We start from the raw sequence: 17,911 nt of genomic DNA on the forward strand, positions 1-17,911 counted from the left end.
GCTCTGTGCAACGAGAACCCACCACAGACCAACTCGAAGAACTCATCACGCGTCTCATACGAGAACACCTTCGGCAACGCCCACACCCCTCATCAAGCAGGCGTTGCTTAGACCGATGGACTCCGCCCATCAACATTGATGGTCGAAGCGGCGTGTTCCCCGGCTGACCGGGGAAAGTGCCGGGCCCCGATCTAGCGCGGGACGCGCGCGAGCTGGCGGGACTGGGCGACGAGGCGTCCGGCGGAGTCCCAGATCTCGCAGTCCTCCTCGAAGAACCCGCCCGCGACGTTGCTCGTCGACTGGCGCAGCCGGAGCCAGCCGGGGGCCGGTACGGCGCGGACGTGCGTCGTCAGCTGCACCGTCGGGGCCCAGCCGGGGCGGCCGAGGTCGAAGGTGACCGGCGGCATGGCGTCGCAGGCGAGCAGCAGCATCAGCGGGTCGGGCTCGCGGTCGGGCAGCCGGAACCACCCCTCGAGCAGGCCCGTCCCGGACGGCTGGCCCACCGCCCAGCCGACGCTCCGCGGCGTCAGCCGCATCTCGAAGCGCTCGACGAGCGGCGCGGTCCGCAGGAAGTCCGGCGGGGCGTCCGACGTGCGCACGCACTCCTCGGGCGGCGGCAGCACGGGCGCGACCGCCGTGGTCCCGACCTCGTCGGTCAGCCCCGCCAGGTCGGAGAACGTCGCGAGCGCGGTGATGCGGGGCGCCCCGTCCTGCGCGAGCTCGGCGGCGACGGTGGTCAGCGTGCCGCGGCGCACGACCCGCGTCGTCACCTCGGCGGGGCCCTCCGTCGAGGCGCCGACGTACGTCGCGGCCACCGCCACCGGGTGCGGCCGGTCCGGCACGGTGTCGCGCACGGCGCTGCCGATCATGGCGAGCAGGAAGCCCCCGTTGATGCCCCCGCCGACGGACCAGCCGCCCGGGAGGTGGCCGGAGAAGCGACGTACCGCCTCGTCGGGCCCGTCGAGCGGCGTCAGCGCCAGGTCGCGGTCGAGCTCGGCGGGCGGTGGGGTCTCGGTCTGGATCACAGACGCAGGGTAGCGGCCAACGAATCGGCCCTGGCCGAGCGGGGCACTAAGATCGCCGGGGCCCTCCGGCGACCGGTGTGCCACCCAGATCCCTCGACGGAAGTGACGCCGCACCTCATGACCACGCTCCGCTCCGACCTCCGCAACGTCGCCATCGTGGCGCACGTCGACCACGGCAAGACCACGCTCGTCGACGCGATGCTCAAGCAGGCGGGGGCCTTCACGGAGCACCAGGCCGAGGGTGTCGCCGACCGCGTCATGGACTCCGGTGACCTCGAGCGCGAGAAGGGCATCACGATCCTCGCGAAGAACACCGCGGTCCGCTACACCGGCCCGTCGGCCCCCGACGGCCTCACCATCAACATCATCGACACCCCGGGCCACGCCGACTTCGGCGGCGAGGTCGAGCGCGGCCTGTCGATGGTCGACGGCATCGTGCTGCTCGTCGACGCCTCCGAGGGCCCGCTCCCCCAGACCCGCTTCGTGCTCCGCAAGGCGCTCAACGCCGACATGCCGGTGATCCTGGTCGTCAACAAGACCGACCGCAGCGACGCCCGCATCTCCGAGGTCGTCGACGAGTCCTACGAGCTGTTCATGGACCTGCTCGACGACTCCCACAGCCAGGACGCGCTCGACTTCCCGGTCGTCTACGCGTCGGGCAAGGCCGGCATCGCGTCGCTGACGCAGCCCGAGAACGGCACCATGCCGGAGGGCTCCGACCTCGAGCCGCTGTTCCGCACGATCCTGGACACGATCCCGGCGCCGTCGTACGACGAGGACGGCCCCCTCCAGGCCCACGTCACCAACCTCGACGCCTCCCCCTTCCTCGGCCGCCTCGCGCTGCTGCGCATCCGCCAGGGCCACCTGAAGAAGGGCCAGACCGTCGCGTGGATGCAGCGCAACGGCGACGTGAAGAACGTCCGCATCACCGAGCTCCTCGTCACCGAGGGCCTCGAGCGCAAGCCCGGCGAGTCCGCGGGCCCCGGCGACATCGTCGCCGTCGCCGGCATCCCGGAGATCATGATCGGCGAGACGCTGGCCGACCCCGAGAACCCGGTCGCGCTGCCGCTCATCCACGTCGACGAGCCCGCCATCTCGATGACGATCGGCACCAACACCTCGCCGCTCGTCGGCAAGGTCAAGGGCTCGAAGGTCACCGCCCGCCTCGTCAAGGACCGCCTCGACGCCGAGCTCGTCGGCAACGTGTCGCTCCGCGTGCTCCCCACCGACCGCCCCGACGCGTGGGAGGTCCAGGGCCGCGGCGAGCTGGCGCTGGCGATCCTCGTCGAGCAGATGCGCCGCGAGGGCTTCGAGCTGACCGTCGGCAAGCCGCAGGTCGTCACGCGCGAGATCGACGGCAAGGTCCACGAGCCCACCGAGCGCCTCACGATCGACGCGCCGGAGGAGTACCTCGGCACCATCACCGAGCTGCTCGCCACCCGCAAGGGCCGCATGGAGGGCATGACCAACCACGGCACCGGCTGGGTCCGCATGGAGTTCATCGTGCCCGCGCGCGGCCTCATCGGCTTCCGCACCGAGTTCCTCACCGAGACGCGCGGCACCGGCATCGCCCACTCGATCTCCGAGGGCTACCAGCCGTGGGCCGGCGAGATCCGCTCGCGCGCCTCCGGCTCGCTGGTGGCCGACCGCAAGGGCGCCGCGACGGCGTACGCCATGACGGCCCTGCAGGAGCGCGGCGTCATGTTCGTCGAGCCCGCCACGGAGGTGTACGAGGGCATGATCGTCGGCGAGAACTCGCGCGCCGACGACATGGACGTCAACATCACCAAGGAGAAGCAGCAGACCAACATCCGGTCCGCGACCTCCGACAACTTCGAGAAGCTGATCCCGCCGCGCAAGCTGTCGCTGGAGCAGTGCCTCGAGTTCTGCCGCGAGGACGAGTGCGTCGAGGTGACGCCCGAGATGGTGCGCATCCGCAAGGTCGTCCTCGACCAGAACGAGCGCGCCAAGATCGCGTCGCGCGCCCGCAAGTCCAAGTAGGGCACGGACCGTGCACGGCCGGGTCCGCAGGCTCGGGGACGACGGGGGCACCGGCGAGCGGCTGGCGGCCTGGCTCGAGGAGATCGGCCTGGCCGACCAGCTCGGCCCGGCCGGCCTCCCGTCGTTCCGGCGCGGGGCCGACGGCGCGGCGTACTGGACGGAGCCCGGCACCGGCGAGCCCCTGACGCCGGAACGCCTCACCGAGCTCGACGCCGTGCTGCACCAGCAGGGCGACGAGCCGGCGCACGCCGTGCCGGTCGCCCTCGTGCAGCTGCGGCGCAAGGCCGCGGTGCGGGCCGGGCTGCTGGCGAGTGCGTGGCACACCTACGCGAGCCTCGCCGAGCTGCGGGGCCGCTCGGAGAACGCCACGCGCTTCGCCGTGCACAAGGCCGCCGAGCGCGGCGGGCTCCTCGTCGTCGTCCACGACGACGGCCGCACCATGGTGCCGGCCTTCCAGCTCGACGAGGCCGGCGACGTGCGGACCGAGCTCGGCGCCGTGCTCGAGCCGCTGCTCGCCGCCCGCATGGACCCCTGGCAGGTGTGGGCCTGGCTCACCCAGCCGGCCGCGCTGCTCGGCGGGCAGGTGCCCCACGAGGCCGCGCGCGACCCCGAGGAGGTGCGGCTCGTGCAGCACGCCGCCGTGCGCCTCGCCGAGCGGGCCCGCGCGAGCGCCTGAGCGTCCCGCCTACCGCTCCTCGGGCACCTGCCGCACGAGACCCAGGACGAGCAGGTCGAGCCCGGCCGCGAACTGCTCCAGGTCCTCGTGGCGCCGGAACTCGTCCGCCATCGAGCGGATCCAGGGGAACTCGTCGGCGTCGAGGTCCTGCCACCGCGCCACGACGAGCTCGAGCTGTTCGTCGGCGTCGAGCGCGGGGTCGATGATCGCGTCCTGCGAGGACATCTGCGCGGCGACACCCACGACGTACCCCAGCAGCGCCGTGCTGCCGTGGAACTGCTGCCGGCGGGTCAGCCCCATCGCGGCGAGCGGCCGTCCCATCGCCTCCCACACGCGCAGGCCGTTGGGCTGACCCCCGCTGAGCTCGACCTGGCCGGCCAGCCAGGGATGACGCTCCATCTGCCCGAACAGCGCGAGCGCGATGCGCCGCACCTGCAGCGCGGCCTCCACGACCGCGGGGTCCCGGGTGCCGAGGTCGACCTCGAGCGGCGGTGACGGTACGTCGTCCCCCGCGTCCCCCGCGTCGCCCGACTCCGCTGCGGCGAGGGCCCGCCCGACCAGCTCGTCGCAGGCCAGCTCGACGAGCTGCTCCTTGCCCGCCACGTGCCAGTAGATGCTGCCGAGGCCACCGCCGAGCTCGGCGGCGAGCCCGCGCAGCGTCAACCCCTTGATGCCCTCGGCGTCGAGGATCGCGGTCGCCGTCTCCACGATCTGCTCGCGGGAGTGGGTGACGCGTCGCGTGGAACGGGTCGAGCGCGACGGAGCCATGCGTCAAACCCTAGGTGGTCTTGACACTCTCGAACAACGTTCTATAGTCGAACTGTGTTCGAGTCGAACACGGTTCGATCCCACCGATCCTCGGAGAGGAGGCCGTCATGACCGCCGTACCGACGCCCACGACGACCCCGTCAGCACCCCCGTCCCCCCGCACGACGCCGTCCCGTCCCCGACCCACGTCGCTCCGCATGGCGGCCCCCGCCCTGCTCGCGCTCTGCCTCACGATGCTCGTCGAGATGGTCGACAACTCGATCCTCACCGTCGCACTGCCGACGATCGGCCGCGACCTGGCCGTCGGACCGACCGGTCTGCAGTGGATCGTCGGCGCCTACTCGCTCACCTTCGGCGGCCTGCTGCTCATCGGCGGCACGCTCGGCGACCTCCTCGGCCGCCGCCGCATGCTGCTCGTGGGTCTCACGGGCTTCGGCCTGTCGTCCCTGCTCGTGCTGGCCGCCACCGAGGCCTGGCAGCTCATCGCGGTGCGCGCGCTCTGCGGCGTCTTCGCGGCGCTCATCGCGCCCGGCACGATGTCGCTGATGTTCCGGCTCTTCGACGACGAGCAGCTGCGCCGTCGGGCCATCGGCCTCATCGTCAGCGTCGCGATGCTCGGCGTCGTCATCGGGCCCGTCCTCGGCGGCCTCGCCGTCACCCACCTGCACTGGCAGGTGCTGCTCGTCGTCAACGCTCCGGTGGCGGTCATCGCCTGGTGGGGCGTGTGGCGCGGCATCCCCGCCGACGACCCGGCCGACCTCCGCACCGGTGGGGCCGACGTGCCCGGCGCGCTGCTCTCGGTCGCCACGCTCGGGCTCGGCCTGCTGGCCCTCACGCTGGCGGTCGACGAGGGCTGGTACGCGCCCGGCACCCTCGCCGCCGCCGTCGGTGCGGTCGTCGCCGCGGTCGGCTTCGTCCTGCGGGAGCGACGAGCGGCCCACCCGATGCTCGACCTGCGGCTGTTCGCCCTGCCGACCGTGCGCGGCAGTGCGCTGCTGCAGTCCGGCGTGATGGTGGCGATGGTCGGGGTGGCGTTCTCGTCGACGCAGCTGTTCCAGTACGCCTGGGGCTGGTCCCCCGTCGTCGCCGGCCTCGGCACGCTGCCGATGGTGGCCGGGATGCTCCTCGCCGGGACGCTGACCGACGTGCTCGTCGACCGGGTCGGGCACCGCCTCACCGCGATCGCCGGCAGCTCGCTGCTCGTCGTCGCCCTGCTCGTGCTCGTCGTGGCGCTCGACGCCGGCTACCCGGTCTTCGCGATCGGCCTCGGGCTGCTCGCCGTGGCCATGCGGCTCGTCGTCACGACCTCGGCGGTCGCGCTCGTCGAGGCCCTCCCCGAGAGCCACACCTCGCTGGGCTCCGCCCTCAACGACACGTCGCAGGAGATCGGCAACTCCGTCGGTGTCGCGGTGATCGGCACCGTGACCGCCGCCGTCATGGGCACGACCCTGCCGGTCGGCGTGTGGTCGTCGGCCGTCACCGAGCAGTTCCTCCACGGGCAGCGGATCGGCTTCGCCCTCCTGGCCGGCCTCGTCGCCGTCATCACCGTGGTGGGCGCCCGCACCCTCACCGACTCGCGCTCCACCGAGGAGCACTGAGGACCGTCCTCAGGCGCGAGTGAGGCGGACGACCCAGTACTGCACGCCGTACGGCGCGTCGTCGTAGGTCACGTCGACCCGCCACGCAGCCCCGGCACCGTCCAGCAGCCGGCCGAGCGCCCGCAGCGGCTCGACCTCGGCCCACAGGGCGCTCCCCAGCGCCGCGTCGACGTCGGCGAGCGCCGCACCGTCGGCCGCCGCCAGGGCCTGGCCCAGCGCGGCGTCGAAGGCCTCCGCCCGCTCGTCGAGGTGACCGGGGGCCTTCTCCGTGCGCATGGCCGAGCCGTTGCCCAGCACCAGCAGGCCCTCCCGGTCGGCGGGCGGTCGCTCCGCGTCGTACGGCGCGTGGGGAACCCCGTCGAGGAGGTGGTCCGCGACCCGTGCCGAGCCCGGGGAGCCCAGCACGCCGATCGGGCCGCCCCCGGCACGGAGGTCCGCGACGGCGGCGGTCGCGGCGGCACGCAGCTCCGCCACCGGGTCGACCAGGCTCGCGTGCTCCGGCAGGAGCGCCGGCACGGGCGGGACGACGACGATGTCGCGGAGGGCGGTCGCGGCGACCGTCAGCCCGGCGTCAGCCATGGTGCGGCGGGACCTGCGCCCGGAGCCAGGCGTCGGAGGCCGAGTCGCCGCCGCGCTGGTCGCCCGGCTCGCCACGGTCGGTGTCGTCGCCGGTCTGCTCGGGCAGCGCGTCGCCGAAGATCGCCGCGAGGCGGCGCTTGCGCTGCCACTCGGGCTCGGGGCTCGCCTCGTGCTCGACCATTCAGCAGAGACCGTTGCTGGCGGCGAACTCGTCGGGGTCGAACTCCTCGTCGTCCGTCGGGTCGCTGTCGGTCGGGGTGTCCGTCGCGGTGGTGGAGGGATCCGTCGCCGTGCTGCCCGGGCTGCTCGGCGACGCCGACGGCTCGCCCGTGTTGACGCTGCCGCCGCCCTCCTCGGCGCCGATGGCACCGGTGAGGAACTCGGACGTCAGGGGCTTGTCCTCGCGGATGAGGGTCCACAGGTCGTCGGCCTCGTCGGTCCAGACGAGGCGGTTGCGGTCCTCGGAGTACTCCTCGTTGGGCACCGTGAGGAAGTTGATGTTGTCGAGGCCGATGCCGTTGAAGCCGCCAGCGATGTCGGCGAGCTTGTTGATGTCGTTGTAGCCCTTGGTGATCGTCATCGAGTCGATGACGGCCTTGACGAAGTTGTAGACGCGGGCCGGGTTGGTCAGCGTCTGCGCCGACACCACCTTGTTCGCCATCGACGCGAGGAACGCCTGCTGGCGCTTCATGCGGCCGACGTCGCCGTTGATGGAGAGCTGGTGGCGCTCGCGCACGTAGATGAGCGCCTCCTCGCCGTTCGCCGTGAAGGTGCCCTCCTTCGGCAGCGCCTTGTTGTAGCGGCTCGCGCGGATCGGCTCGGTCAGGCAGATCTCGACGCCGTCGATGGCGTCGACCATCTCCTCGAACCCGCCGAAGTCCATCTCGATGGTCGCGTCGATGCGGATGTCGGTGAGTGACTCGACCGTCTTCTGGGTGCAGAGGGCGCCGCCCTCGCTGTAGGCCGTGTTGAACATGACCATGCTCTCGCCGGGCACGTCCGTGCCGTCCGCCGCGAGGCACTCGGGGCGGTTGACGAGCGCGTCACGCGGGAGGCTGACGCCGTACGCGAACTCCCGGTCGCCCGACAGGTGCATGATGATCGTGGTGTCGGAGCGCGCGCCGTTGTCGGGGTTGTTGGCGTCGGACCCGACGAGGAGGATGTTGAGCGGCTCCTCCGGGGTGTCCGCGTCCACCTTGTCCGGGCGGTCGTCACCCAGGGCCGCGTCTCCGTTGGCGAACGTGTTGATCCCGTTGTCGAGCTGGCGGACCGTGAAGGCCACGCCGAGGGCCGTGATCATGCACAGCGTCGCGGCCGTGGCCGTGATGACGGTCGCCACCGTGTGCCGACGCTTCGACCGCGCGCGGCGCTTGGGCGCGGCGCGCCGGCCGGCGGGGCTCGGGGGTGTGACGGACACGTCTTCTCCTGCGGCGTGGACGAGGGCCAGACGCAATGTACGTGGGCCCGGAAGCGCGTGCGACATCATCGACGGCGTTCTGGCGAAGGTCACAGCCTCCCCTCAGGTACGCCGCGGTCTCGCCCGTGCGGGTGAACAAGGGCCTCCGGCGCCGCGCGATGCGGGGGGACCGCGCGGCGACGCGCACCTGACGTGTGACGATGGGAGGCCCGACAGCGCGCTGATGAGCAGGTGGACCCTTGATCTCGTTGACCTACCTGAGCAGCGCCGTCGACCCCATGTCGCCCGGGGAGCTCGAGGACCTGCTGCACCAGTCGCGCGCGGCCAACCACGCCGCGGACCTGACCGGGGCGCTCCTCTACGCGGACGGCAGCTTCGTGCAGACCCTCGAGGGTCCGGACGCGGCCGTGCACGCCACCTTCGGCCGCATCCTGTCCGACCCGCGCCACCGGGGGCTCTTCATCGTGCTCAACGAGCCGGTCGCGGAACGCGCGTTCCCCGAGTGGACGATGGGGTTCCGCAGGATCGACGGCGTCGAGGCGCAGCGACTGCCCGGGTTCTCCGACTACCTGCGCACCAACCGCGAGCTGGGGCTGACCACGCCGGCGGGAGGCAGCGCCGAGGTCTTTCACCAGGTGTTCCGCGAGGGCCTGCGCTGAGGCGTGCGCCTCCATCGGCCCCGTGCGCTCGACGCTCGCGACACGGGTCCCCTGCCGTGACCTACACGCTGACCGCGACCGTCCAGCGGTCCTACGACGAGACGCTCGCCGCCGCCCGTGAAGCCCTGGCCACCCAGGGATTCGGGGTCCTGACCGAGATCGACCTCGCCGGCACCCTGCGCGCGAAGCTCGGCGTCGAGGTGGCCCGCCAGGTGATCCTGGGGGCGTGCCGCCCGCAGGCGGCGTACGCCGCGATCACCGCCGACCCGTCCGTCGCGACGCTGCTCCCCTGCAACGTCGTCGTCCGCGAGGTCGACGCCACGACGACGGTCGTCGAGGCCTTCGACCCGTCCGCGATGACGCTGATCGGCGGCGACGCGCTCGCCGACGTCGCGACCGAGGTCCGCGGCCTGCTCACGACCGCGCTCGCCGCGGTGGCCGCGGTGGCCGCGGGCGCGCTCGACGCGACCGGCGACGGAGGCCGCTGATGCAGCTCGAGCCCGAGTCGATGGCCCCCGTCATCAACCGCATCAAGCGGGCGCAGGGCCAGCTCGCGGGCGTGCTGCGCATGCTCGAGGAGGGACGCGACTGCGAGGACGTCGTCACGCAGCTCGCGGCGGTCTCCAAGGCGCTGGACCGGGCCGGGTTCGCGATCGTCGCGACCGGGCTGCAGCAGTGCATCGCCGCCGACGGCGTCGAGAGCCTCGACGTGAAGAAGATGGAGAAGCTGTTCCTGTCGCTGGCGTGACAGGCGGGGCCCGGCTCAGCCGGGGGGCGCCCAGCCCCGGAGCCAGACCCGCACGACCTGGGCCGTGGCGGCGGTGACGGCGTCCACGGTGCTCGCACGGAGCTCGTCGAGGGTCGCCGGGCCTCGTGCGATCGAGAACGCGGCGGTCAACCCCGCCGCGTCGATCTCCTCGACGGTCGCGGAGACGGAGCCGGCCACGGCGACGACCGGGACGTGAGCCGGGGTGAGCCGGCGGACCGTGTCGACGACCTTGCCGTGGAACGACTGGCCGTCGAGCCGCCCCTCCCCCGTGAGGACGAGGTCGGCGTCCGCGACGAGGTCCGCCAGGCCGACCGCGTCCGCCACCAGCTCCCCGCCGGGGGCGAGCTCCGCCCCGAGGAGCGCGTGGAGGCCGGCGGGGAGTCCGCCGGCCGCGCCGGCGCCGGGGAGGTCGGCGACATCGACCCCGGTCGCCTCGAGCAACGCGGCCGCGAGGCGCCGCAGACCCGCGTCGAGGACGCGGACGTCGGCGGGCCCCGCCCCCTTCTGCGGCCCGAAGACGGCCGCCGCTCCCCGCTCCCCGACGAGGGGGTTCCGTACGTCGCACGCGATCCGCCACCGCACGGCAGCGGCCCGCGGGTCCAGCCCGCTGGCGTCGATGCGGTCGAGCCGCCCCAGGGCGCCGCCGCCGTCGGGCAGGTCCCGCCCGTCCGCGTCGAGGAAGCGGACCCCGAGCTCGCGCAGGAGGCCGGCGCCGCCGTCGGTCGTCGCGGACCCGCCGATGCAGAGCAGCAGCTCGGGACAGCCGGTCGCGAGGGCGGCGCGCACCACGGTGCCGACGCCGCGGGTCGTCGCCGCGAGGGGCTGGAGCCGCACGTCGCTCACCTGGGGCAGCCCGTTGGCCTCGGCTGCCTCCACGACCGCGACGGCGCCGTCCGGCGCGCGACCCCAGCGGGCCTCGACGGGACGACCCAGGGCGTCGGTGGCGCGGACGACCCGCGGGGTCGACCGCCACGCGCCGAGGAGCCCGTCGAGCGTGCCCTCGCCGCCGTCGGCGAACGGGACCACGCGGACGTCGGCCTCGGGAGCGCCGGGGACACCGAGCGCGGCACGGACGCCCGCCGCCATCGCCTCTGCGACCTCCGCGGCGGTCGCGCTGCCCTTGAACGAGTCGGGGGCGACGACCACCCGGGGTCGGCGTCGGGCGGAGGTCATGCTGACGACCCTAGAGGCGCCGTCCTCCCACCGCTACGGACGCGCGCCCACAACGATCCCCCACCTGGCTGGCGAGGAGTGTGCAGGTGCCTACAGGTCGTCGGGCAGCGACGCGAGGGCGTGCACCGCGCCGAGCAGCACCGCCGCCTCGTCGGGGCGGCCCAGGTCGAGGCCCGTGAGCGCGCGGATGCGGTCGACGCGCTGGAGCAGCGTGTTGCGGTGCACCGGCGAGAGCCGCGCCGCGGTGCGCGCGAGCCGGCGCCGGCTCCGGTCGGGCAGGTGCGCCACACCGACGGCGACCTCCGCCCGCCAACCGGGCTCCTCCGCCGCCGTCGGCAGCAGGCGCCCCCGACGCCCGAGCGCCTGCAGGTCGTGGGCCCACCCGGCCAGGTCCTCGAGGTCGACGAGGTCCTCGACGACGACCCGACGCGTCGCCGTACCCCCGAGTTCCCGGTCGAGCCGTCGCCCGTGACCGGCGACGCCCCAGAGGAGCCCGTCCACGACCACGGCGCACGGGGAGGCACCCTCGGCGCCGTCGGCATCGCGGCGGTCGTTGGCGGCGGTGACGGCCTGCTCGGCGCGGGGCGGCGGGACGGCCGTGCCGTCCCGGGCCACCTCGACGTCGCACCAGACCCCGACGGACCACGGCCCCCGGCCGAGCCCGAGGGCCTCGAGACGCTCCTGCACCGCGAGGGGCGTCGCGGTCGGCGACGCGAGGACCGCGACCAGCGCGCGGACCCGGGTGCGGGTCTCGGTGCCGCTGTCGTGCTCGCGCTCGCGGGCGAGCAGCAGGCCCACCGTCAACGCGACCACCCGCGCGACGGGCTCCACCTCGGCCGGGTCCCCGGTGACGCCGACGACCCCGGCGATGCGGTCGTCGAGCTCGAGCGGGACGTTGGCGCCCGGCCGGTCCTCCACCCCCTCGGCCACGTCGGTGACCAGGACCGGACGCCCGGTCGCCACCACCTCGCGGGCTGCGCGGTGCGGCTGCCCCACCCGGTCGGCGCGGGTGGACGCGACCACCGTGCCGTCGATGTCCATGAGGTTGAGGTCCCGCCGCAGGGTGGGCGCCACGGCGTCGACGACCCGCTGCGCCAGGGCGGGGTCGAGCCCGTCGCCCGCCCCCGGTGCTCCCGCCATGGCGGTCACCCTAGGCGGCGCGGTCAGCCCGCCAGCGCGTCCTGCAGCACGTCCCGCAGCGCGTCGTGCGCCGGCGTCGGCTCCCCGTCGTCGTACAGGAGGTCGTGGCCCTGCTGCAGGCCGTCGTCGTCGACGTACCAGTCGTAGCGGTCGTCCACGCCCCAGGTCGTCCAGGAGACGCAGACCTCCGAGCGCAGGCAGGTGGCCAGGGCGGTGGCGTACTGCTCCGCCTGGGCGTCCTGCCCCTCGGCGTCCGTGACGTCGTTCTCGGAGATGCGCGCGACCAGCCCGGCGTCGGCGACCGCGTCCAGGGTCGTCGCCAGGTCATCGGCGGAGATCGCGTCGGTGGCGAGGTCGTAGACGTGGGACTGCAGGCCGACGCCGTCGATGTGGCCGCCCCGCGCGTTGGTGTGGCGGGCGAGCCGGAGCAGGGCGTCCTGGCGGGGACCGGGCACGTCGGCGCCGTTCTCGTTGATGAACTGCCGGACGTCGGGGTCGGCGTCGTGGACCGCCTGCGAGACGACCACCGGGTAGTCCGGGCCGAAGACGCGGTACCAGGTGTTCTCCTGCAGCGCGGTGCCCTGGTCGACGTCGAACGGCTCGTTGACGACGTCGAGCGAGTCGAGCCGACCCCGGAAGTGCGTGACCACGGTGGTCACGTAGTCGAGCAGGACCTCCGCGCTGGCCGCACGATCCTCGGCCGAGTCGGCCGGCAGCTCGCGCATCCAGCGGGGCATGGCCTCGGTGAAGGCGATGGTGTGGCCGTGCACCGCCATCCCTCGGCTCTCCGCGACGTCGAGCAGGGCGTCGGCCTCCGCGAAGACGTACTCCCCCTGCCGCGGCGCGAGGAACTGCGCCTTCATCGCGTTCTCCGGGGTCAGGGCACCGAAGTCGCCCAGGAGGCTCGCCGCGTAGTCCGGGTCCCCGGCGAGCGGCCCGAGGGCCACGGCCGCACCGACGCGGAAGTCCGGGCGCACGCGGGCGGCAGCGGCCTGCAGGCCGTCGGGGTACGGCGCGACGTCGGCCACCGCCGGACCCGCGGCCGCGAGGGACGCGCCCTCCGGCGCGGCGGCGGTGAGCGCGTCGACCGAGAACGTGCCCTCGCCGCTCGACAGCCCCAGCCAGAGCTCGCCGGAGCCGAAGACGTCGCCCAGCGGCAGGGAGGCCACGGTCTCGCCGCCGCTGGCGACGTGCAGCCGGTCGCCGGAGCGAGCGACCGAGAGCTCGGCCTCGGGATCGGCGAGCGTCACCTGCTCGTCGTGCACGGGCTCCGGGTCGGTCACGTCCTCCGGGTCCGCGCCGTCGAAGACCGTGATGCGGAGGTCGTCGTCACGGAGCGTGAGCCGTAGGCCCGCGGGCTCGATGCGGAACTCGTCGGCGATCACCGGCGGGCTGTCGTAGACGGCCCAGGTGGCGTCGGCGGTCACGTCCGAGAAGGACGCGTCGAGGGTGAAGTCGTCCGGGGCCAGGAGGTGCGTGCCCGCCAGGTCGACCGGCGGGTTCGGCTGCCCGCCCCCGCCGTCCTGGTCGACGATGCGCCAGCCCGTCGCCGTCACCCGCAGGCCGTCGCCGTCCGCGACGACCCCCGGGACGTGCTCCCAGCCCTGCTCCAGGAGGTCGATCACGGTGGCGCGGTCGGATGTCCCGTCGGTCGCGGTGCAGCCCGCCGCGACGACCACGAGGACGACGGCCGCCACGCTGCCGGAGCGTCTCCGGAGATCCCTCACGTCCGACCCTCCCGTGGCTCCCGTGGCTCCCGTGGTGCGACCGACGTGCGCATCATGCCGGGCAGCGCACACGACCTTGCTTCCACCCGCGGGTGCCTGCCCAGGGCTACGAACAGGATCGGTCTCGGGTACTGCCCGGACTGCAGCGGCGCGGTGTCTGCTGCGAAGCAGTACTACGCCGACGTCGACGGTTGCTCCTACTGCGCGAACGCTTGCCACACGAGCTGAGCGCACTGCGGGGTCGGTCGTCCGCCGGGACAGCGTCACGACCGGCCCCGTAGACCGACTCGCGAGCGGTCCATGGTGGTGCCCCAGGCAAGAGTCGAACTTGCGACCTTTCGCTTAGGAGGCGGCTGCTCTATCCACTGAGCTACTGGGGCGTGCGTCCTATCCTGCCATCCGGTTCCCCCGCGTTCTCAGGGTGCACGGGTCTCGCGTCGAGCCGGGTTCGGCGGGGAGGTTGTCCCCCGGCGGTACGTCGCCGGGGCGGGTCTCGCTCAGGACTGTCGGTGGGTGCGGGTTGAGTGGTGGCCATGACGGGGGTCAGCTCTTCTGGTGACGCCGATGGCTTCGGGCCACCGGTGCCGGAGCCCCCTGCCGAGTTCTCGGTCGATCTGCCCGATCCCGATTGGTTGGAGCACGCCTTCACCACCGGCGAGTGGCCTGAGGAGGCGACGCTGGGGTGCCGGATCGTCAGTCGCGAGGGTCGGTACGACGCGGCTGAGCCCGCCCCGGAGCCCGAACCTGGGTGGGTGGTGCCCGGGGTCGCCTCGGGTCCCGGTGCCGGTCCGGTCGACATGGGGCATCCGTTGTTGGAGGCGATCCGGGTGGCCACGGCCGTGCTCGCCGCGGACGGGCGCACCGGCATCGGATGGTTGAGCGCGTCCCAGACGGGGGTCGCGCTGGTCGACGCGCACCGGCTGGCCGCACGGGCCTCGGCGCTGGTCGCGGTGTTGGTGCAGCACGCCGAGGACGTCGAGCTGTACCGACAGAACGGTGCCTCGACCGCGGCGGTGTGGCTGGCGAACGCGACCGCTGCGACGCGTCGCGATGCCTACCGCCTCGCTCGCGTCGGGGCCGCCGTCGGCGAGGACACGGGGCGGTACCGGAGCCACCTCGGCCCCGGCTGCCTGACCGGCGTCGTGGACCTCGAGCAGGCCGACGTCATCGTCAAGGCCCTCGACGCGCTACCTGGCGAACTGGACCCCGCCCTGCTGTCGCGGGCGGAGGAGGTGCTGGTCGGGTACGCCGCCGACCACGACGCCCGCGCCCTGCGGATGCTGGGGAAGAAGATCCTCGCCGTCATCGCCCCCGATATCGGCGAAGCACACGACGCCGCTCTCCTCGAACGCGAAGAACGCGAGGCCCGAGCCACGTCGCGCCTCTCGATGGTCTCCGACGGCCTAGGTCGCGTGTGGGGCCGCTTCGTCCTGCCCGAGCTCCACGGCGCGATGCTCCGCAAAGCCCTCGACGCCTACGCCGCCCCGAAGCACCTCAACACCAACGAGGACCCCGACCAGCGGTTCAAACGCGACCGAGCGACCCCCGAGCGCTACGGACGGGCCTTCCAACAGCTCCTGGAGATGCTCGACCACAAGGACCTCCCCGCCACCGGTGGCATGGGCGCGACCGTCGTCGTCACCATGACCCTGGAGTCCCTGCTAGGCGGCCTCGCCTCAGCGTCCCTCGACACCGGCACCACGATCAGCGCATCCGAAGCCCGACGCCTGGCGTGCGAGGCGGGGATCATCCCCGCGGTGCTCGGCACGAAGAGCGAGGTCCTCGACCTCGGCCGCACCACCCGCTTCCACACCCGAGCGATGCGCCTCGCCATGGCCATCAGGGACGGCGGCTGCGTCGCCGAAGGCTGCAACCGACCACCCCACCAGACCCACGCCCACCACCTCACCGCATGGTCCAACGGCGGCCACACCACCGTGAACGACGGCTGCCTCCTCTGCGACCAGCACCACCACCAGATCCACGACCCGCTCTACCTCGTCGAACGCCTCGGCACCGGCAAGCTCCGCTTCACGAGGCGGACGTGAGCGACCGGCCCCGACCGAATCGACCCGGCACCCGACGCCAGCACCAGCACCAACACCAGGAAGATCCGGCGCACCCGGTGAGCCAGGACTCCCGCGGGCTCGCCCCAGCGCGGACGTGGCTCGACGACCACGCACTCGACGGTGCACGACCGTCTACCGGGCGTCGGCGGCCGTCCCGTCCGCGGCCGTCCCGTTCGCCACCATCCTGTCCCCGGCCATCCCGTCCGCGGCGCGCGCGTTCGCGGCGTACCTCCGCGGGGTGCAGCCGTAGACCTCCGCGAAGCTGGCGATGAACGCGCTGGGCGACGCGTAGCCGACGCGCTCGGCGACCTCGGCCACGCCGAGCCCGTCGACGAGGTGACCCGCAGCCGCTTGCAGGCGGCGGCGGAGCCGCCACTGGCGGAAGGTGAGGCCGGTGCCGGCGACGAAGGCCCGCGCCAGCGTCTTCTCGCTGACGTGCAGGTCGGCGGCCCAGTCGCCGAGGGTCCGTGGGTCGGCCGGGTCGTCCAGGAGCGCGACGGCGACGCGCCGTGCTCGCGGATCGGCGGGCAGCGCGACCACGTCGTGGCGCAGGGGCGCGTCGCCGAGCACGTCGAGGAGGAGGCGGTAGGCGAGCCGCCGGCGCTCCGGTGACCGTGGTGCCTCCGCGGCGTGCCGCAGCAGGGTGGCGGCCATCGGCTCGACGGCGAGCACGGCCGGCCGGTCCGCGCCGGCGCCTCCGACCCGACCCTCGCCCTGGGGGCGGAGCACGGGGTCGGCGTACACGTCCACCAGCGTCCCGGTCCGCGTGATCGTCATCTCGTGCAGCGCGCCGGCGGGGATCCAGGCCACGTGGTCGGCGCCGAGCTCCCAGGTGGTGCCGCCGACCGTGAGCCGCATGCTGCCCGCCACCATCCAGGCCAGCTGGTCGGTCGCGTGGAGATGGGAGTCGTAGCGTGTGCCCGCCGCGACGTCGAACCACTCGGTGGTGATCGCTCCCGCTCCGTGACGGGCGATCGTCCGCTCGCCGACATCGCCCTCGTGCGCCTGCGGCGCGGCGTACGAGGGATCCCGCTCGACGGACAGGGTCATGACTGCTCACCTCGACTGATGTCCGTCCACGACGATCGCGACGGAGGTTAGGTGAGGCTACCCTCCACGACGCCGCGCCGTCGCGCCCGATCCGACGGCCCCACCCCCGAGGACCACCGTGACCCTGCTCCCCTGCCCGAGCCACCGCGCCCCCCGCGCCCCCCGCGCCCTTGCCGCGTCCGTCACCGCCGCGCTCGCGCTCTCCGCCCTCGTCGCCTGCGGCGAGAGCGCCGCCGAGGACCGCGCCGAGGAGAACCCGCACTACACGACCGAGCCGACCGACTCGTTCCCGCTGACCGTGGACCACGAGTACGGCGCGACGACCATCGAGTCCGAGCCGCAGCGCATCGTCACCGTCGGGCTGACGGAGCAGGACGTGCTCCTCGAGCTCGGCGTCACGCCGATCGCGACGACGGAGTGGTACGGCGAGCAGGAGTTCGCCGTCTGGCCCTGGGCCACCGACCTCCTCAACGGGGCGGAGCCGGAGGTGCTGAGCGCGGCCGACGGCTTCCAGTACGAGCGGATCGCCGAGCTCGAGCCCGACCTCATCATCGGCACCAACGCCGGCATGACCGAGGACGCCTACGACCGGCTCTCCGAGATCGCGCCCACCGTCACCGCGACGGACGGGTCCGAGGGCTACACGTCGCCCTGGCGTGACCAGACCCGCCAGATCGCCGCGGCCGTCGGCCGCTCGGCCGAGGGCGAGGAGCTGATCACGGGCGTCGACGAGGCGTACGCCGCCGTGGCCGCCGAGCACCCCGAGTTCGCCGGCAAGACGGCGACCTTCGCACAGGGCGTCATCTGGGAGGGCGTCATCTACGTCTATCCCGACGGCGTCAACACCGACTTCCTCACCGACCTCGGGTTCACGATCACGCCGGGCCTCGAGCAGCACGCGCCGGGCGCCGGCGAGCAGGCGCAGATCTCGGCCGAGAACGTCGGCCTCCTCGACGCGGACGTGGTGCTGTTCGCGACGGAGTCCCCGGAGGGCATCGACGAGGTGCTCTCGTTCGGCACGATGTCGACCCTGCCCGCCGTCCAGGAGGGCCGAGCGATCTACAGCGACGCCGTGCTCTCCGGCGCGATCTACTTCCTCACCCCGTTGAGCCAGAAGTACGTGCTCGAGCACCTCGAGCCGCGCCTCGTCGACGCCCTCGCGGGCGAGTCCCCGCAGGACGTCGAGGGCTGAACGCCCGGCTGATCGGCCGGGACCGGGGCGGGGCGCGCACGGGGGCGCGCCCCGCCCCGTCCGTCACC

General features: G+C 73.5%; 17 protein-coding genes and 1 tRNA gene. 8 read left to right on the forward strand and 10 right to left on the reverse strand.

Annotated elements, in window-relative coordinates; translation table 11 throughout:
- Positions 1-191 precede the first annotated feature (191 nt).
- Positions 192-1,025, reverse strand: a complete 834-nt coding sequence (locus G3T38_RS18455) for a thioesterase family protein (RefSeq protein ID WP_338037760.1) — start codon at positions 1,023-1,025, stop codon at positions 192-194.
- Between the two features lie 117 nt (positions 1,026-1,142).
- Here G3T38_RS18455 and typA point away from each other — a divergent pair, with 117 nt between their 5' ends.
- Positions 1,143-3,026, forward strand: a complete 1,884-nt coding sequence (gene typA / locus G3T38_RS18460) for a translational GTPase TypA (RefSeq protein ID WP_163774027.1) — start codon at positions 1,143-1,145, stop codon at positions 3,024-3,026.
- Positions 3,027-3,036: 10 nt separating this feature from the next.
- Positions 3,037-3,702, forward strand: coding sequence for a hypothetical protein (locus tag G3T38_RS18465; RefSeq protein ID WP_163774029.1), 666 nt, complete (start codon positions 3,037-3,039; stop codon positions 3,700-3,702).
- 9 nt (positions 3,703-3,711) lie between these two features.
- Here the strand turns inward: G3T38_RS18465 and G3T38_RS18470 are convergent, their stop codons facing one another.
- Complete coding sequence (locus tag G3T38_RS18470) at positions 3,712-4,470, reverse strand: TetR/AcrR family transcriptional regulator (protein ID WP_163774030.1); 759 nt, start codon at positions 4,468-4,470, stop codon at positions 3,712-3,714.
- A 107-nt stretch (positions 4,471-4,577) separates the two neighbouring features.
- On the opposite strand from G3T38_RS18470, the gene G3T38_RS18475 reads away from it, so the two are divergent.
- A complete protein-coding gene (locus tag G3T38_RS18475) occupies positions 4,578-6,068 on the forward strand; it encodes an MFS transporter (RefSeq protein WP_163774032.1) in 1,491 nt (496 codons plus the stop codon).
- A gap of 9 nt (positions 6,069-6,077) precedes the next feature.
- Here the strand turns inward: G3T38_RS18475 and G3T38_RS18480 are convergent, their stop codons facing one another.
- From G3T38_RS18480 to G3T38_RS18490, 3 genes are read right to left on the reverse strand one after another with little or no spacing between them, the layout of a single operon-like run.
- Positions 6,078-6,647 (reverse strand): class III extradiol ring-cleavage dioxygenase family protein, encoded by a 570-nt coding sequence (locus G3T38_RS18480; RefSeq protein ID WP_163774034.1) that lies wholly within the window; start codon positions 6,645-6,647, stop codon positions 6,078-6,080.
- On the reverse strand, positions 6,640-6,828 hold the full coding sequence (locus G3T38_RS18485) for a hypothetical protein (RefSeq protein WP_163774036.1): 189 nt from the start codon (positions 6,826-6,828) through the stop codon (positions 6,640-6,642). The genes G3T38_RS18480 and G3T38_RS18485 overlap by 8 nt, the downstream gene beginning before the upstream one ends.
- A complete protein-coding gene (locus tag G3T38_RS18490; RefSeq protein WP_163774038.1) occupies positions 6,829-8,064 on the reverse strand; it encodes an LCP family glycopolymer transferase in 1,236 nt (411 codons plus the stop codon).
- A gap of 239 nt (positions 8,065-8,303) precedes the next feature.
- On the opposite strand from G3T38_RS18490, the gene G3T38_RS18495 reads away from it, so the two are divergent.
- From G3T38_RS18495 to G3T38_RS18505, 3 genes are read left to right on the forward strand one after another with little or no spacing between them, the layout of a single operon-like run.
- Complete coding sequence (locus tag G3T38_RS18495; protein ID WP_163774040.1) at positions 8,304-8,723, forward strand: BLUF domain-containing protein; 420 nt, start codon at positions 8,304-8,306, stop codon at positions 8,721-8,723.
- Between the two features lie 56 nt (positions 8,724-8,779).
- Positions 8,780-9,211 carry a DUF302 domain-containing protein gene (locus G3T38_RS18500; protein WP_163774042.1) on the forward strand — a complete coding sequence of 144 codons (432 nt, stop codon included), beginning with the start codon at positions 8,780-8,782 and terminating at the stop codon, positions 9,209-9,211.
- Positions 9,211-9,471, forward strand: coding sequence for a metal-sensitive transcriptional regulator (locus tag G3T38_RS18505; protein WP_163774044.1), 261 nt, complete (start codon positions 9,211-9,213; stop codon positions 9,469-9,471). Before G3T38_RS18500 ends, G3T38_RS18505 begins: the two co-directional genes overlap by 1 nt.
- Positions 9,472-9,486: 15 nt before the next feature.
- On the opposite strand, the gene G3T38_RS18510 is transcribed toward G3T38_RS18505, so the two are convergent.
- The 4 genes from G3T38_RS18510 to G3T38_RS18525 form a co-directional block, all read right to left on the reverse strand.
- The gene (locus tag G3T38_RS18510) at positions 9,487-10,665 is read right to left on the reverse strand and encodes a glycerate kinase (RefSeq protein ID WP_163774046.1); all 1,179 of its coding nucleotides are present in this window, start codon (positions 10,663-10,665) and stop codon (positions 9,487-9,489) included.
- A 90-nt stretch (positions 10,666-10,755) separates the two neighbouring features.
- Positions 10,756-11,805 carry a sugar diacid recognition domain-containing protein gene (locus tag G3T38_RS18515; protein WP_163774048.1) on the reverse strand — a complete coding sequence of 350 codons (1,050 nt, stop codon included), beginning with the start codon at positions 11,803-11,805 and terminating at the stop codon, positions 10,756-10,758.
- Positions 11,806-11,828: 23 nt separating this feature from the next.
- Positions 11,829-13,502, reverse strand: coding sequence for an endo-1,4-beta-xylanase (locus G3T38_RS22815; RefSeq protein ID WP_163774050.1), 1,674 nt, complete (start codon positions 13,500-13,502; stop codon positions 11,829-11,831).
- Positions 13,503-13,836: 334 nt separating this feature from the next.
- A tRNA-Arg gene (locus G3T38_RS18525) sits at positions 13,837-13,912 on the reverse strand.
- A 153-nt stretch (positions 13,913-14,065) separates the two neighbouring features.
- Between G3T38_RS18525 and G3T38_RS18530 the strand changes: the two genes are divergently transcribed.
- Positions 14,066-15,580 carry an HNH endonuclease signature motif containing protein gene (locus G3T38_RS18530; protein ID WP_163774052.1) on the forward strand — a complete coding sequence of 505 codons (1,515 nt, stop codon included), beginning with the start codon at positions 14,066-14,068 and terminating at the stop codon, positions 15,578-15,580.
- A gap of 153 nt (positions 15,581-15,733) precedes the next feature.
- On the opposite strand, the gene G3T38_RS18535 is transcribed toward G3T38_RS18530, so the two are convergent.
- On the reverse strand, positions 15,734-16,651 hold the full coding sequence (locus G3T38_RS18535; protein WP_206675928.1) for a helix-turn-helix domain-containing protein: 918 nt from the start codon (positions 16,649-16,651) through the stop codon (positions 15,734-15,736).
- A gap of 118 nt (positions 16,652-16,769) precedes the next feature.
- Between G3T38_RS18535 and G3T38_RS18540 the strand changes: the two genes are divergently transcribed.
- Positions 16,770-17,843: an ABC transporter substrate-binding protein gene (locus G3T38_RS18540; RefSeq protein WP_206675929.1), complete on the forward strand. Its 1,074-nt coding sequence runs from the start codon at positions 16,770-16,772 to the stop codon at positions 17,841-17,843.
- Positions 17,844-17,911: the final 68 nt, after the last annotated feature.

This window comes from Nocardioides zeae, assembly GCF_010686755.1.
In the GTDB taxonomy this organism is placed as follows: domain Bacteria; phylum Actinomycetota; class Actinomycetes; order Propionibacteriales; family Nocardioidaceae; genus Nocardioides; species Nocardioides zeae.

What these genes read in the sequence shown, in the direction of transcription:
- typA (WP_163774027.1), top strand. Translation starts at nt 1,143, where the DNA reads ATGACCACGCTCCGCTCCGACCTCCGCAACGTCGCCATCGTGGCGCAC.
- G3T38_RS18485 (WP_163774036.1), bottom strand. Translation starts at nt 6,828, where the DNA reads ATGGTCGAGCACGAGGCGAGCCCCGAGCCCGAGTGGCAGCGCAAGCGC.
- G3T38_RS18535 (WP_206675928.1), bottom strand. Translation starts at nt 16,651, where the DNA reads ATGACCCTGTCCGTCGAGCGGGATCCCTCGTACGCCGCGCCGCAGGCG.
- G3T38_RS18470 (WP_163774030.1), bottom strand. Translation starts at nt 4,470, where the DNA reads ATGGCTCCGTCGCGCTCGACCCGTTCCACGCGACGCGTCACCCACTCC.
- G3T38_RS18530 (WP_163774052.1), top strand. Translation starts at nt 14,066, where the DNA reads ATGACGGGGGTCAGCTCTTCTGGTGACGCCGATGGCTTCGGGCCACCG.
- G3T38_RS18510 (WP_163774046.1), bottom strand. Translation starts at nt 10,665, where the DNA reads ATGACCTCCGCCCGACGCCGACCCCGGGTGGTCGTCGCCCCCGACTCG.
- G3T38_RS18480 (WP_163774034.1), bottom strand. Translation starts at nt 6,647, where the DNA reads ATGGCTGACGCCGGGCTGACGGTCGCCGCGACCGCCCTCCGCGACATC.
- G3T38_RS18515 (WP_163774048.1), bottom strand. Translation starts at nt 11,805, where the DNA reads ATGGCGGGAGCACCGGGGGCGGGCGACGGGCTCGACCCCGCCCTGGCG.
- G3T38_RS18505 (WP_163774044.1), top strand. Translation starts at nt 9,211, where the DNA reads ATGCAGCTCGAGCCCGAGTCGATGGCCCCCGTCATCAACCGCATCAAG.
- G3T38_RS18475 (WP_163774032.1), top strand. Translation starts at nt 4,578, where the DNA reads ATGACCGCCGTACCGACGCCCACGACGACCCCGTCAGCACCCCCGTCC.